Source organism: Streptosporangium sp. NPDC020145 (assembly GCF_040631275.1).
Taxonomy (GTDB): domain Bacteria; phylum Actinomycetota; class Actinomycetes; order Streptosporangiales; family Streptosporangiaceae; genus Streptosporangium.
Map to the genome: position 1 here is coordinate 49,814 of NZ_JBEXZT010000019.1, position 14,532 is coordinate 64,345.

At 67.3% G+C, this 14,532-nt stretch carries 12 protein-coding genes, 1 tRNA gene and 3 pseudogenes; 9 read left to right on the forward strand and 7 right to left on the reverse strand.

The genetic code is table 11. From position 1 onward, the window contains the following. The first annotated feature begins 339 nt into the window (after positions 1–339). Entirely contained in the window at positions 340–3,558 is a 3,219-nt protein-coding gene (locus tag ABZ463_RS28310) for an amidase domain-containing protein (RefSeq protein ID WP_362780831.1), read from the forward strand. 426 nt (positions 3,559–3,984) lie between these two features. Here the strand turns inward: ABZ463_RS28310 and ABZ463_RS28315 are convergent. Beyond that, positions 3,985–4,179, reverse strand: a pseudogene (locus ABZ463_RS28315) (transposase); the annotation flags it as partial. Positions 4,180–4,294: 115 nt separating this feature from the next. On the opposite strand from ABZ463_RS28315, the gene ABZ463_RS28320 reads away from it, so the two are divergent. Both ABZ463_RS28320 and ABZ463_RS28325 read left to right on the forward strand, forming a co-directional pair. Continuing rightward, entirely contained in the window at positions 4,295–4,990 is a 696-nt protein-coding gene (locus tag ABZ463_RS28320; RefSeq protein ID WP_362780670.1) for a hypothetical protein, read from the forward strand. Between the two features lie 136 nt (positions 4,991–5,126). Next, positions 5,127–5,888 (forward strand): class I SAM-dependent methyltransferase, encoded by a 762-nt coding sequence (locus ABZ463_RS28325; RefSeq protein ID WP_362780673.1) that lies wholly within the window; start codon positions 5,127–5,129, stop codon positions 5,886–5,888. 299 nt (positions 5,889–6,187) lie between these two features. Here the strand turns inward: ABZ463_RS28325 and ABZ463_RS28330 are convergent, their stop codons facing one another. After that, positions 6,188–7,234: a methyltransferase gene (locus tag ABZ463_RS28330; RefSeq protein WP_362780675.1), complete on the reverse strand. Its 1,047-nt coding sequence runs from the start codon at positions 7,232–7,234 to the stop codon at positions 6,188–6,190. A gap of 250 nt (positions 7,235–7,484) precedes the next feature. Here ABZ463_RS28330 and ABZ463_RS28335 point away from each other — a divergent pair, with 250 nt between their 5' ends. Continuing rightward, positions 7,485–7,715 (forward strand): transposase, encoded by a 231-nt coding sequence (locus ABZ463_RS28335; RefSeq protein WP_362780678.1) that lies wholly within the window; start codon positions 7,485–7,487, stop codon positions 7,713–7,715. Between the two features lie 260 nt (positions 7,716–7,975). Then, complete coding sequence (locus ABZ463_RS28340) at positions 7,976–8,329, forward strand: DUF6355 family natural product biosynthesis protein (protein WP_362780681.1); 354 nt, start codon at positions 7,976–7,978, stop codon at positions 8,327–8,329. A 292-nt stretch (positions 8,330–8,621) separates the two neighbouring features. On the opposite strand, the pseudogene ABZ463_RS28345 reads toward ABZ463_RS28340, so the two are convergent. The 3 genes and pseudogenes from ABZ463_RS28345 to ABZ463_RS28355 form a co-directional block, all read right to left on the reverse strand. Continuing rightward, a pseudogene (locus ABZ463_RS28345) lies at positions 8,622–8,750 on the reverse strand (transposase); the annotation flags it as partial. Beyond that, the gene (locus ABZ463_RS28350) at positions 8,702–9,151 is read right to left on the reverse strand and encodes a transposase (RefSeq protein WP_362780683.1); all 450 of its coding nucleotides are present in this window, start codon (positions 9,149–9,151) and stop codon (positions 8,702–8,704) included. The gene ABZ463_RS28350 and the pseudogene ABZ463_RS28345, both read right to left, overlap by 49 nt. Before the next feature lie 77 nt (positions 9,152–9,228). After that, positions 9,229–9,375: pseudogene (locus ABZ463_RS28355) on the reverse strand (transposase); the annotation flags it as partial. Positions 9,376–9,682: 307 nt separating this feature from the next. On the opposite strand from ABZ463_RS28355, the gene ABZ463_RS28360 reads away from it, so the two are divergent. Then, a complete protein-coding gene (locus ABZ463_RS28360) occupies positions 9,683–10,102 on the forward strand; it encodes a hypothetical protein (protein WP_362780685.1) in 420 nt (139 codons plus the stop codon). Between the two features lie 234 nt (positions 10,103–10,336). Here ABZ463_RS28360 and ABZ463_RS28365 read toward each other — a convergent pair. Beyond that, a tRNA-Tyr gene (locus ABZ463_RS28365) sits at positions 10,337–10,421 on the reverse strand. 278 nt (positions 10,422–10,699) lie between these two features. On the opposite strand from ABZ463_RS28365, the gene ABZ463_RS28370 reads away from it, so the two are divergent. Further along, positions 10,700–11,194 carry a YajQ family cyclic di-GMP-binding protein gene (locus tag ABZ463_RS28370; RefSeq protein ID WP_352010809.1) on the forward strand — a complete coding sequence of 165 codons (495 nt, stop codon included), beginning with the start codon at positions 10,700–10,702 and terminating at the stop codon, positions 11,192–11,194. A gap of 461 nt (positions 11,195–11,655) precedes the next feature. On the opposite strand, the gene ABZ463_RS28375 is transcribed toward ABZ463_RS28370, so the two are convergent. Beyond that, positions 11,656–12,051: a cupin domain-containing protein gene (locus ABZ463_RS28375; RefSeq protein WP_362780688.1), complete on the reverse strand. Its 396-nt coding sequence runs from the start codon at positions 12,049–12,051 to the stop codon at positions 11,656–11,658. A gap of 330 nt (positions 12,052–12,381) precedes the next feature. Between ABZ463_RS28375 and ABZ463_RS28380 the strand changes: the two genes are divergently transcribed. Both ABZ463_RS28380 and ABZ463_RS28385 read left to right on the forward strand, forming a co-directional pair. Continuing rightward, the gene (locus tag ABZ463_RS28380) at positions 12,382–13,344 is read left to right on the forward strand and encodes a helix-turn-helix domain-containing protein (RefSeq protein WP_352010811.1); all 963 of its coding nucleotides are present in this window, start codon (positions 12,382–12,384) and stop codon (positions 13,342–13,344) included. Positions 13,345–13,404: 60 nt separating this feature from the next. Further along, complete coding sequence (locus tag ABZ463_RS28385) at positions 13,405–14,412, forward strand: hypothetical protein (RefSeq protein ID WP_362780690.1); 1,008 nt, start codon at positions 13,405–13,407, stop codon at positions 14,410–14,412. The last annotated feature ends 120 nt before the right edge of the window (positions 14,413–14,532 follow it).

The window sequence follows — 14,532 nt, forward strand, 5'->3', positions numbered from 1 at the left end:
CTGCCCGGTCAGGGTGAAAATCGTCGGAGCGGTGAGGTTGAGGGAGCATCGGCCGATGCACAGCCTCAGGACCCATACGGATGTGGACGAAAGATAACCGTCGGTAAAAATCCTGCCTCACCACACCCTGGAGGCGTGGAATCCTGCCTCCACCTGCCGGGACGGCATGCCTCCGTCATCGATGTGCCTATCCGGCCTTATTAACTCTCTTGACAAGTTGTTTCGTGCGGCGAAGACTCTTGGCGAAGGTATTCCAATTTACATGCTTCGGTGTTTTCTCCCGATTTATCATTCAACCTTTCGGCAGGTGGTCCCGTGTGGCGAAGAATCTTGGCGACGGTGTTCGCATTCAATGTACTTGCTTCATTGTTCATTATGGTGCCCGCCGTCCCGGCGGCAGCGTCCAACGAAATGCTGAACGAGGTTTTCCGCTACGACTTCAATGACGGTAAACTCGCCCCCGTAATCGACGTCACCGGCCAGAAGCACCACGGCACCGTCAAACCCGACACCACCGTGCTTCAGCTCGTCCCAGGCGAAAACGGTCGGCTCGCCGTCCAGTTCCCGTCCACCGGTTCGGCGCTCATCGAAGTAGGCGGCGCCGCCGTCCCCGCCGCCGGGGCGAGAACCTTCCGCTTCGGGGCAAGGATCCGGTTCGGCTCCGCGCCGGTGGCGGGGAAGCACACTGTGATCCAGCAGGGTTTCCCCAGCGCCTCCGACCAGTGGAAGCTGGACGTCGATGACGGAGTGGCCAGCTGCGTCGTCAAGATCGACGGTGGTGCCGAAGTCCGGGTCCAGGCAGGGACCATCGTGGACACGGCCTGGCACGACGTCGAATGCCGGAAGACCGGCACGACCCTAGCCGTCTACATCGGCAACGTGCTGAAGGGCAGCAAGCCTGTTCCGGGCGGTCTCGTCGACCAGCTCGGCAGTGGCCGACCGACATTGGGCGGCATACCGAACTCGGCGGCCGACCAGTATCGCGGCTCGCTCGACGCGGTGTTCTTCGCCGTCGACAAGGAAACCACCCCGGATCCGGCTGGTGACCTCAGGGCCACACCGGCCGTGTCGAACACCTCGTGGGCGGATGTCGTCGCTACCACCACTCCCACGCTCACCGCCAAGGCCGTCGATCCTCACGGGCGTCCGCTGAAGCACTCGTTCGTGGTCATGCCCAAGGGCGGGAGCGACGTCGTGGCCAGCGGGGACGTTCCGGACGTTCCCTCAGGGGGCACGTCGTCATGGACGGTCCCCGCGGGTGTCCTTGAGAATGCGAAGTCTTACGACTTCAAGGTGAAGGTGAGCACCGGCAGCGACGTCAGTCTCTGGTCCGTCCGGCGCAAGTTCACCACCGATGCCGCGAACGTCCCCACTGACCTTGCCACAGGCCTTGAGGAACCGACCAGCCCGGTGCTGTCCGGTGTCGTCAGCAGGGTGTCCACCCGATCCATGACCGCTCGGTTCTACCTCTTCGACATCGACGGCAAGCCTGTCGGCGCCTCGCCACTCGGCGTGGCCACGGCCGAAGGCGGCCGGCGTGTCAGCCTTCGCGTCCCCGAGGGCCTTGTCGAGCAAGGGGGCGCCTACCGCTGGCAGATGGAGTCGTGCGCCGACGGAGGCGCGTGCAGCGCGCGTTCCGGTGCGATCGACTTCACCGTGCCTCGGCAACCGGAGTCACCGGCCGAGCGGACCGCGACGCTGGACAGGCAAACGATCACCTTCCGGGTGGCGCATTCGGCGCCGGACGCGTGCGGCGGCGCGGCGTGTCAGCTGGCGGTGACGAATGACGCGCAACTGGGCGGTGGGGGCGCCTCCCGGAAGCTGACCCTGGTCACCATCGATCCGGCGTCGATTCCCGCAGGCGCGCAGATCACCTCCGCCACGGTGAACATGGGGAGCGCGCACTGCGCCGCCGGGTGCCCCGCCGACGCGAAGCTCAAGCTCCACGCGCTCAAGCAGCAACTTCCCGAGAACGCGACAGGCGCCGACGTCGTCCAGCGACTGGTGGAAGAACCCGAGGCCGAGTACGGATTCGGCGATGCCGCGCTCGACGTCACGTCCTTCGTCCAGGACTGGCACGCGACACCGGCCGACTCGGAGTTCCGTGACCCTGGCCTGGTCCTCATCGCGGATGACGGCGTGCCCGCGGCCTCGCTGGGGGAGGACGCCACCGTCCAGATCCGGTATGTGGCGCCCACGGCACCAGGAACGATCACGAGGATCGACACCCGGCCCGGCGACGGCGGGGTGCTCCTGAACTGGTCCCAGCCCGACGACGTCGGCGCGGCCGTTCCTGTCGACGGCTACGACCTGCAGGTGATCGGAGCGGACGGCGGTGTCGTACGCACCGTCGACAGCGAAGGGCAGCGCGTCGTGGTCGGCGAACTGACCAACGGCACCGCCTATCGCTTCCGGGTACGCGCACGGACCACGTTCGGCAGCGGGCCGTGGGTCACCAGCGAGGTGACCACCCCGGCCGCCGTCCCCGGGGGCCCCGGGCAGTACCTCGATGCGGTGCGCGCCTACGTCCAGGCGCGTGCCGGGATCGCCGACGGTCAGTACACGACCGCTGACGACGCCCTGGCCGAGAGCCCGCAAGGTGAGACGGTGAACGCCGTGCTGAGCACGGTGGCCGACGACATCCCCCCACCCGCGCAGGAGAACAGCCAGACCACGAGGAACATCCGGCTGAGCGACACGCTCGTGTCGGTCACCTCGGCCGGGAAGATCACTGTTCGCGCGACCGTGAGCGCCGACCTGGTCTATCCCGCGCAGGACGCGGACACACCCACCGGTGGTGACTGGGAGGAGACCACCGACTACGTCTTCGAGCAGCGAACGCCGGCGGCGTCCTTGCACCTCCGGGCCCAGGCCGCGCAGACATCGGGCTATGAGATGACCCGGCAGCTCGGCGGTGACTATGTCGATGCCAAGGTCGAACCCTCCTCGTTCGAACTCAACGGCCTGACAGACGGGGAGGAGATCCCCGAACCGCCGGTGAGCACTGTCTCAGCGGCCCGGACACCCCGTGCCGGCGTGGTGTCCCAGAGCGCCGTGAACACCGGAGGAATGGTTCGTTGGGCCCACAAGCACGCCTATGACCGTTGGGAATACGGCCAGGACTGCACCAACTTCGTTTCCCGTGTCCTCAACCACGGCGGAGGGCTACGGATGTTCGGCAAATGGGATGGCTGGAAGCATCGGAAAAACAACAGGCTCTGGTATGAACGGTTCGATCACGATTCATACTCCTGGGCGGCGGTACGGCATAACTTTGACCACTTCTACAGCAAGCGGAGAAGAGCCACCGAAGTCCGCCTTTACGGTACCTGGCCCGAGGTCCGGGTCGGTGACATCATCTATTGGTTCAACCATCACAAGAAGTCCGCAGGCCAGGACCCATGGCGTCACGCGGCCGTTGTCACCAAAAAGGGGAGCCCCAATGTCGCCTGGGGAGGTGTCTTCATCACCCAGCACGGTCACACCAAGGGGCGGGACATCCCTCTGAAAAGGCCCGACAGCGGCGTCCAGTACATAATCCTCCGACCCCATTGGTGATGGTCTGAGGTACTCCTCAAGCTTCACCGGCGGCTCGTCGGACGAACTTGAGCGCAAGGATTCGCCGCCGGACGTCACTCGCGTGGCGTTCGACGGCGAATCGGCCGATGCATGGCGGAGAATCCTTCCCAGGCCCGCAACGGCGTAGAGGATCACCGGGACAGCCAGGACGGGGCCGACGAAGCCCTTCACCCCTCGCCGCGCGGCGGCCGGGTGGCGAGAGCGGCCTCGGCCGGGCTGAGCACGCCGCCGTCGAACAGGAAGTTGCTCAGAGGGGGCGTCCGTCCCGTTGGGCGGGGACGACGTGCGAGTGCGCTTCCCTGACCGGGCCGGCGCCGAAGCGACCACAGTCGAGCACCTGGGCCCGGCCCTGGACCGGTTGCGTGCCGACCCCAGACACCGGCCTTCGATGAGGAAGCGGCGGTGAACGGTGGACGTGGAGACCCCGAAGCAGGGCGGCGACGCAGGCCATACGCACCCGCTGACCAGCACGTGAACGATCGCCGCGAACGGCGTCTCATCGGGCGTGTTCTGCGGCCGCACCCGGTCCGGCGGGATCAGCGGCTTCGCGATCTCCCACAACCCGTCCGGGACAATCCAACTCCACGTACCCCGCCCCATGCCCCAACCAACAAGCCATCACCACATAGGACACGGTCTTAATGCCGATACCTTCAACAATCGCGCGACATATGCCATAAGAAGTGGACGGGGCTAACTTTGGAGGGAATGTCCGGTGAACGCTGACAACGGTTTGGGCGACGCGCTCCGGCGCTCCGTCGGAACACACACCCGCCGCCGACTGGTCACGATCACCCTGCTGGCGGGCGTGGCGGCGGCCGTGGGCATGAGTAAGGCACCGCCCGCAGGCCGGACGTTCGCCATGCTCACGGAAGCGGCGCAGAGCCTGATGTCGATCACGGTGCCGTTCCTGGGCGTACTGCTCACCCACGACCTGCGAAGAACACCTCGTACGGCACGGCTCGCCCCGACCCTGCTGGCGGCGACCCTGCTGGCCGCCGCCTTCGGCGTGTTCGGGGCCCTGACCTGCGCCCTGGCCCTCACCCTCACTCCGGCCGTCCCCGGAGCGAACCCCTGGCTCAACATGGAGACTCTCGTCCTGGGCGGCGTGCTGGTACAGGTCGTGGCCCAGCTGACGGGTACGGCGCTGGGCCTGCTGCTACGGTCACCCGTGGTCGCCTGCCTCGGCACCATCGTGTTGCCGATGGGCCTGTGGCTGGTGCTGCGCGCCAGTCCCGTCCAAGGTTGGCTGGCGCCGTACGCCACCGCCCGGAACCTGCTTTCCGGCCAGATGACCCCCCTGGCATGGCTGCAATGGGGCACCGTCCTCCTCATCTGGGGCGTAGGTCTCAACGCCGTCGGCGCGGCCCGGCTGAGGCGTGTGCCCGTCGGTTCCGGAAGCGCGTCGTGAACGTGCCACCACGACTTCCCGACGAGTGGCTTTTCTCCGTCGCTTTTCACTGTGCGATCAACGGCTTTCCAATGCCCACGGTCCGACCGATACCGGAAGCGATCGTCAACATGAACCGGATAAAGATCATGAGGAGATGACCACCGAATCCCGCGCCCATTCGTTCAACGCGGCAGCCGCCCAGTACGAGGCGAGCCGTCCTTCGTACCCTCCCGCGCTCTTTGACATCGTTGAGGAATCACTGGGCCGTTCACTGGCGGGTGCCCGTGTCGCGGACATCGGCGCGGGGACTGGAATCGCGACCAGACTCCTGAGCGAGCGGGGCGCCGACGTGATCGCCGTCGAACCCGGTGAGGCGATGGTCACCGAGTTCCGCCGGACGCTCCCTGACGTGCCGGTCGTCCGGGGCGACGGCAACGCCCTGCCGCTGGCCGACTCCTCTCACGACCTCATCACGTACGCGCAGTCCTGGCAGTGGACCGACAGCGAGCGTTCTGTCCCGGAAGCGCTGCGTGTCCTGCGCCCGGGTGGCGCGCTCGCCCTGTGGTGGAACACCAACGCCTTCGACATTCCGTGGATCCGCGCTCAGGACGAGCGCATCGCGCGTCACTGTGGAGTGCCCCCGCACCCTGTGACACGTCCCGACGACGGCGAGGCCATCCGGCTCACCGGTCTGACCGGCCTACGGGTCGTCCGCCGGCTGCTCCGCTGGCAGCGGACGGTCTCCTTCGACACGCACCTCGCCAACATCGGCAGTCGCTCGGCGTTCCTCGTCCTCGACCAGGCCACGGCCCACGCCTTCCTCACCGAGGAGCGTCGACGCCTGCACGACGCCTTCCCCGACGAGACCCTGGAGGAGACCTACGTGGTCGATCTACTGGTGGCCACCCGTCCGTGACCTCCCAAAGGTGGGCCGCCTGTGACCGCACGAGTTGAAACCTGGGACGGCCCGGAGCGCTTCGAGCACCACCCTCTCCCCGCGACGTGCGGGATCCGGGAGAAGCTCGCTGACCGCTCCCGCCTGCCGGGAGACGGACCGACCGCCCCCCTGTCCGTACGACGGAGACACCTGGAACGCGCGCCGGTGCCCGTTGACGTCGTCGCTCAGGCAGATCGACTCGACCCCGCGGGGCGGTGGCGGCGGGCAGCCGCACAGGAGTTCTCACCCGCTCGCCGGAGGCTCGGCGCGGGCCGGGATCAGCCGTCCGGGTCCTTCGGAGTCGCCTCCACGACGGACAGGACGGTACCGGTGGGGACGACGCGGGACAGCTGCAGATCGGCCGCCTCGAAAAGCTGTGAGAACTCCTGCGCCGTGCGCTCACGACCGACGAGAGAGGCCATCAGCAGAAGGTCGACGAGCTTCGCCTGGTGCGGGGCGTTGCCGGGGGGAACGACCGCGTCGATGACCAGGATCCGCCCGCCCGGCCGCATCGCCGTACGGCAGTTGCGCAGAATGGCCACGCACTGGTCGTCCTCCCAGTCGTGCAGGATGCGCTTCAGCAGGTAGACGTCTCCTTTGGGGACCTCGGTGAAGAAGTCCCCCATGGCCAGTTCCCAGCGGCCACGGGTCTCCGCCACGTCCAGCAGGTGGTCTCGCAGGACGTGCTCGGCGTCGAAGAGCACGCCCCGCAGGCCGTCCCTCCGGCCCAGCACCTCCCGCAGCAGCCCGCCCTGGCCACCACCGACGTCGACGACGACTCCCGATTCGGGGAATTCGCAGGCCGCGGCGATCGGCGCGTTCTCCTGGGCGGACATGGCCGCCATCCCATGGTGGAAGATCGCCGCCGTCGCCTGATCTTGTGCGAAATGGTCGAAGAACGGCATGCCGAAGATGTCGTCGAACGCCGGACCGCCCTGCTGCAGGCAGCGTTCCATCTCGCCGGCGGGCCGCCACATCGACTGGTCCGTGAGCATCAGTACGGCCGACCGCGCCGACAAAGGCGCGTCCGTGCGCAGCGCGTCCCCCGCAGGGGTGAGGCGGAACCGGCCGTCGTCCAACTCCTCGAAGATCCCGCGGGTCGCCGACACCCGCAGGGCCCGGTACAGGCTCCGCGCGTTGACACCCGTACGCCGGGCCAGGTCTTCGACGGTACGCGGACCGTCCGCGAGATGATCTGCCACGCCGGTCGCGGCCACGGCCCGCAGGGCGGCCGGGTAATAGAACATGAGCGCTTCGTCGATCAGGAAGGACGCCGACGTTCGGCCGTCGGCGGTCGCACTGTCCTGTTCGTGGCGGCCTTCCATCGAGGTGCCTCCCCTGGTGGGATCTGCGTGTCCTTCGCCGGCGCGGCGGAACACGCCGTCCGCCGACGCTGCGGTGTGGGACCTCGTTCGAGCCTATGGGCCTGCCGGATCTTCAACCATTGGTCCGGGGGGCGATATACGGCTGCACCACGAGTGAGCATAGTGTCGCGCGAGTCACCGTGGGTGCTCAACGATTTCCAGACAGTCAGGCGCATAACCTGACAGAGAGCCTGGAAGAGATAGGCACGCGATGCGACGTCGCAGGCGGTTCTCGCCCGAGTTCAAGGAGGAAGCCGCCCACATGATGCTGGACGGCCCCCGCACGGTCGCCTCAGCGGCCCGCGAGTCCGGCATGAACCCCACCACCCTCGGTAGCCGGGTCAACATGCACAAAACCATCCACCCCTCGGCCGGCCGCACCGGCGTCCGCTGCGACAACGCGATGGCCGAATCGTTCTTCACCGCGATCAAAACCGAGTAGCCGGACCGGTTTGTCTTCTTAAAGACCAGCACCGACCGGCAAACCGCACATCGGCGACGGCTCCACCGTTGGCGCCGAGACAGGAACAGGCACCGATACCCGGTGAACGCCCTCATTGCCTGGGATGCCGTCAAGCGAACCACCGCTCCGAAGACGTTAGTTCTCACAGGGCAGGGGCAACACGGCCGAGGGACTTTGGCAGAAAACCTTGACTGTTTGGCAGGAATCACGGTGGAGCAACCCAAATCCCACTGGATACTGTGGATGAAATTACGCACGACGCGAAGGGAAGTGAAATACGAATGCTTACCCGGATCCTCAAGACGGTTGGCGGCACGCTAGCCGCCCTGGCACTGACCACTGCTCCGGTATACGCCAACGCCATCACGACCGCCGGCGAATCGGGCGGCGCGGGGGCGCTCGTCGAATGCGGTTACGACGAGGTCGGCGGGAGTGCCTACTACACCCACTGCAACTCAGATGTCAATGTCCTTATCCGCGTCGAACGGCACTGGGAACTGCCCGGATACGACCAGTGCGTACGTCCGGGGTCAACCTTCCTTGGCCTTACATACGAGATCAAGTTCGCGTGGTACAAGGGCGTTCTTTGCTGAACCGGTCATTGAGGTGATCTCAGCGAAATAGCTCGAACGACTGGATTTATTGGACGCGGACTTCCGGCCTTCGAGAGGTATTACCGAAGGCCGGAAACAGGTACGGAGCCCGAGTCAGAAGAGGGTCGTCTTCACTGCTGCCCGGTTGATGACGGCCTTGGAACGCATCGCCCCACTCGTACGCCTTGTCCACGTCGATGCCGTAGTTCTGGGCGACGATCACTGGGTGTTCGAAAAGTCATGATCGCTGTGTTCCGAGGCGGTGTAGGAGCAGCATGCAGGTGGCTGTGATCAGGTACTCGTAGTCGCGTGACAGCCGCCGATAGCGGCCCAGCCAGACGAAGGTTCGCTCCACGACCCAGCGGCGCGGGATCACCCGATGCGCGGTACCTCGCGTGGCGGTGGGTCGTTCCTGGCCCAGGTGGAGCGCATGCCGCCGTCGCGGCGCACCATGATCTGCACGGCCACGTCGAGCGCCTCCTGCGCCCAGCCGATGAACCGGATTCCGCGATAGCCCTGATCGGCCCACACATGATGCAGCCGCGGGAAACGGTCGATGCTGCGCGACAGCACCGCCATCGCGCCGTCCCGGTCATCAGCGTTGGCCGGGCTCACACAGGCGCCCAGCACGATGCCGAGCGTGTCGACCAGCAGGTGCCGCTTGACGCCCAGGACCTTCTTGGCGCCGTCGTAGCCGTGCAGACCGCCGCGTTCGGTACCGCGCACGCTCTGACTGTCGATGACCCCGGCGCTTGGTGTGGGATCGCGGCCCTGGCCGAGTCTTTTCTGCTCCCGTAGCCTGGCCAGGACGTCTTCCCACAAGTCGGCGATCCGCCATTGGCGCCAGTAGTGATAGACCGTCTGCCACGGCGGGAAGTCGTGCGGCAGCAGCCGGCCCGCAGCCAGTAGGAGATGGCGTTCACGATCTCCCGGCGCGGGTGCACCGCTGGGCGTCCGTTGTGCTTAGGGGCTGGAATCAGCGGCTCCAGCAGCGCCCACTCAGCGTCGGTGAGATCGGTTGGATAAGGGCGTCGGGGGTCGGGCATGGGGCCGGCAACGCGCACCGACAGACCACCGGACAGTTACGCGAACGCCAGCTTTCAGACACCCTCTGAGACCGTTGACCCTCGCGTGGCGGTCAATCCGCGGCGGGCTCAGGAACTCCTGACCATGGTCACCCACGTGGGCGGTCGCGGCCGGGGTCGGCGGCTCATGGCGCTGTTCGCGTACATGTGTTACGCGGCCCTGCGCCCGGCCGAGGGCGGTCGGCCTGCGAGTGCAGGGCTGCCACCTCCCGCTCAAGGGCTGGGGGCGGCTGACGGTCGACGTCTCCCGTCCCGAGGTCGACACGCGGTGGACCGACAGCGGGGACTCAAGCATCGAGGGCGTGACGACGTACGGCCGGTGCCGATCCCGCCGACGCTGGTCGAGATCCTCCGGGAGCACATCGCCGAGTACGGCACCGGCCAGGACGGGCGGCTCTTCCGGAGTGAGCGCGGCGGGGTGGTCGCCTCGACGGCCTACACCGAGGTCTGGCAGGAGGCCAGGAAGCTTGCTCTCACTCCTGCCCAGGTGGCCTCTCCCCTGGCTCGCAGGCCGTACGACCTGCGGCACGCGGCGGTGTCGCTGTGGCTCAACGCGGGTGTCCCCGCTCCCGAGGTGGCCGAGCGGGCCGGGCACAGCGTGGACGTCCTGCTGCAGGTCTACGCCAAGTGCCTCGGCGGGCAGAAGGACGTGGCCAACCGGCGGATAGACGACGCGCTGGCCGCGTGAGCCGCATGCCGTACGACCAGGACCCCGGAGACCCCGGGGTCCCTTGGCGTTTCCGGAGGCCGGTTCCCGTCCCCGCATCGCCCGGAAACCCCGGCTCCACCTGGGGAAACACCTTCAAGATCATTGCACGTATGTCGGTGGAGCGGTGACATACGGCTGCTCCTGGCCGCGTACGACCGCATGTCCCGGAAAAGCAAAAGAGCCCCTCGCGGGGCTCTGAGCTGCCGTTTTGGCTGGTGGCAGGTGCAGGACTTGAACCTGCGTAGGCTGAGCCGACGGTTTTACAGACCGCTCCCTTTGACCACTCGGGCAACCTGCCTTGTCCTCCGCCTGCGGCGGCGACAGGAAGAAGAATAGCGGACTTCCGGGTGTGACGTGACATCGGCGGAGACTGCCTACCGAAAGCCCGCCGTACCAGGACTTTTGCCGCCCGCGCCATGGGGGTACCGGCTGGGAACGAAGGGGATGACGGTTCACGTGGGGTGCCGGGCCCGGCCGTTTTCGACACCGTTGTCGTGGTGTTGGTGGTCACGTTCATCATGAGCCGACAGGTGAGGCGCTAGGGTCGGCAGGAGAGCTAGAGAGGACAGTCGACGCATGGCCGACAGCAGTTTTGACATCGTCAGCAAGATCGACCACCAGGAGGCCGACAACGCGCTGAACCAGACGGTCAAGGAGGTCGGGCACCGGTTTGACTTCAAGGGCACCGGCGCGACCATCGCTTGGTCGGGCGGGCAGAAAGCCATCGAGATCAAGGCCAACAGCGAGGAGCGCGCCAACGCCGTCCTTGACGTGTTCAAGGACAAGTTGATCAAGCGGGGGCTCTCCCTCAAGATCCTGGACGCCGGTGAGCCGAAGCTGTCCGGCAAGGAGTACCGGCTTGTGGTCACCCTCAAGGAGGGCATCGACCAGGAGTACGCCAAGAAGATCTCGAAGATCATCCGGGATGAGGGCCCCAAGGGCGTCAAGGCCCAGATCCAAGGTGACGAACTGCGGGTGAGCTCCAAGAAGAGGGACGAGCTCCAGGAGGTCATCGCCCTCCTCAAGGGCAAGGACCTGGAGATCGCGCTGCAGTTCACGAACTACCGATAGCGCCAACGGGTATGCCAGGGGCACATGGCCGAAGGCCTGTGCCCTGACCCGACGAAATCTCCGATCCGGCAGAACTCCGGCCCCACGGAGCCCCGCTTCGGCAAACCCCGGTCCGGCGGACCGGGACGCGCCCATCTGGACCGGTGTACGGCCTCAGCCGCGGGGAGATGGTGGCGCAGCCTCCACGCATTTCCTCCGGAAAGAAACCCGGCACGCCCGAAGAGAGGCCGCCGCGCCCTAAAGAGGTGTGGTGTGCGTCCACGATGACGAGGCCCCCGTACGGCGACCGTGTCCGTTCCCGGGAAGAAACCGCCCGACGAGAAGCCTGGCGTGCGTCCACGGCGACGAGGCCCGAAGTGGAGCCCCGTACGGCACCCCGCCCTCCCCACGACGGCGGCCGTGTCCGTGTGATGCCGGCCCCCGAAGGTTGGCGGTGCTGTGCGGCATCACGGGTCTTCTGGTCAGGTGCCGAGGGGGTGGCCCGTCGTGGCGTCGATGTGGGCGGGGATCTCGGTTGGCCGGTCACCGACCGACGAGGTCCCGGTCGGCTCGAACATGAGGATCGCGGCGCCGGTGGGTGCCGACGGCCGGTGCTCCGTGCCACGGGGGACGGTGAACACCGAGCCGCGCGGGAGCCGTACCGTGCGTTCTCCGGTGGATTCGCGCAGGCCGATGGTCAGTTCCCCGTCGAGCACCAGGAAGAACTCGTCGGTTTCCTGGTGGACGTGCCAGATGTGCTCGCCTTCGACCTTGGCGATCCGAACGTCGTAGTCGTTGACGTGCGTGACGACGCGGGGACTCCAGAGGGCGTCGAACGAGGTCAGGGCCTCGTCGAGGGCGATGGGTTCGTTGCTCACAGGTGAATCCTGGCCCACCGGTACGGCCGGGGCGAGTGCTAGGAATAGCACATGGCGCAAGAATCCTCGCACGCAGAGCAGCCAGCACGCACAACCTGCGAAGCGCACACAGAACGGGTGGCGCACACGGTTCGAGAAGCGCGCACGGAACAGGCGGTGCATACGGCCCGCGAAGCGCATACGGAGCAGACAGCGCGCGCAGGACAGCCAACGCGCATAGTCCGTAGAGCGCACACGGAACAAGCGGCACACGCAGCTCGTGAAGCGCACATGGAACAGGCGGTGCGCGCGGTCCGCGAAGCGCATGCGGAGCAGGGCAAAAGACGAGCGGTGGGTGCGGGGGAGGCGCTGCACCGGGTTGTCGTGATCGTGGACGAGAACTCCAACCCGTTCGAGCTGGGGTGCGCGACCGAGGTCTTCGGTCTGCGCAGGCCGGAGCTCGGGCGTGACCTCTACGATTTCCGGCTGTGCTCGCCGGAGCCGCGTACGCCGATGCGGGACGGCTTCTTCACGCTCACGGGCGTCGCGGGCCTTGAGGCGGCCGAGACGGCGGACACGTTGATCGTCCCCAACCGTCCCGACGTGGAGGTTCCCCGGCGGCCCGCCGTACTCGCGGCCATTCGGCGGGCGCACGCACGGGGCGCCCGGCTGGTCGGGTTCTGCAGCGGTGCCTTCACCCTTGCCGAGGCCGGGGTCCTCGACGGACGGCGGGCCACGGCGCACTGGCAGTGGGCGCACTCCTTCCGGTCCCGTTTCCCGTCGGTACGGTTGGAGACGGACGTGTTGTTCGTGGACGACGGCGACATCCTGACCGCCGCGGGGAGTTCGGCGGCGCTCGATCTCGGTCTGTACATCGTCCGGCTCGACCATGGCGCGGAGGTCGCCAACGCCGTGAGCAGGCGGCTCGTCTTCGCCGCGCACCGCGACGGCGGGCAGCGGCAGTTCGTGGAACGGCCGGTTCCCGACGTACCGGACGAGTCCCTGGCGCCCCTCCTGGCCTGGGCGCAGGAACGGCTGGACACCGCGCTCACGGTCTCCGACCTGGCGGCGCGGGCCTCGGTCAGTCAGGCGACGCTGCACCGCCGTTTCCGGGCGCAGCTGGGCACCACGCCGCTGGCCTGGCTCACCGGGGAACGGCTCGACGTGGCGTGCCGGATGATCGAGCGCGGCGAGTCGCGCTTCGAGGTGGTCGCGCGGCGCAGCGGGCTGGGAACCGCCGCCAACCTGCGCGCGTTGATGCGCCGCAGGATCGGGCTCACCCCGCTGGAGTACCGGAACCGGTGGTGTGGCTGATCCGTGACAGAACCTTTCGCCCGGAGGAGGCATCTACCTCGGTGACGAAAGGAAGACGCGATGTCCTCGATCCGCGGCCTGGCCGTACTCGCGCTCGGCACCGTGACAGCCACCGTGGTGGCCATGGCCATGACCGTTCCCCCGGCGGAGGCCAGGACGGACGACCTGGTCCGGTACGCGTGGATCAAGAGCTGCGCCAAGGGAGACCACACGGTCCCCTGCGGGAAGTGGACGTTGACGCTGCGCAGCGGCAGGACCGTCAGGCTCGACGACGCGCGGGTCAATCCCCGGCGGGCCAACGGCACCGTGGACAAGGACGCGGGCACGACCTTCGCGGTCAGCGGTGACGGCCGGGTCGTGAACTACCTCAGGGGGGACGTCCTCGTCGTTCGTGACGTCACCAGTGGGAAGGTCGTCCCGCTGCCGGGAAGGGCCGCGACCCTGCCCAAGGGGCTCGACCAGGCCAGCGTGGACACCATGCTCTCCGAGGACGGATCGGCCGTCGTGATCGACTACCTCGACGAAGAGGAGCGACTGCCGTCCCTGCTCGTCGACCGTGAGAGCGGGAAGATCGCCACGCTTCCCGCGAAGATCAACGTGATGGGCTTCAGCCCGGACGGACGGCACGTGCTCACCAGCCGCTACACCGATGACAGCACCACCGAGTTCGTGGTCTTCGACGGTGCGGGGCGGGTGACGGCCAGCCGGGTCGTGCCGCAGATCCTGGCCAACAACTCCCCGGTCGCGCTGGCGAACGACGGCACCACGACGGCGTTCGTCGTCACCGGGGCGATGACGAAGAAGGCTCGGCTGCACACCTACAGCCTGACCTCGGACACGGTCTCGGCGGCGGTCCGGCTCGGCGTCTCGGTCAACGACGGCGCGCAGCGGCTCTCCTGGAACCCGGCGGGCACGCTGACGCTCTGGACGAGCTTCAGCGAGGCCCACGGCGGACAGGTCACCTCGGCGGCGAAGCGTACGGTGAACGCGAGGACCGGCACCGTCCACACGGTGGACTCCTTCCCGATCAAGAACGCCCCGTGGAGCTGGTGGCTACCCGGCGAGTGATCCAACGCCTGGCCGATGCCCCAGGCCCGGCAATCGGCCCAGAGCCCGGCTGATGGGTCGAGGCTCGCTGATGGCCGGTGGTCTGGAACCCGGCGGGTGCGCCAAGGCTCGGCGGGTGGG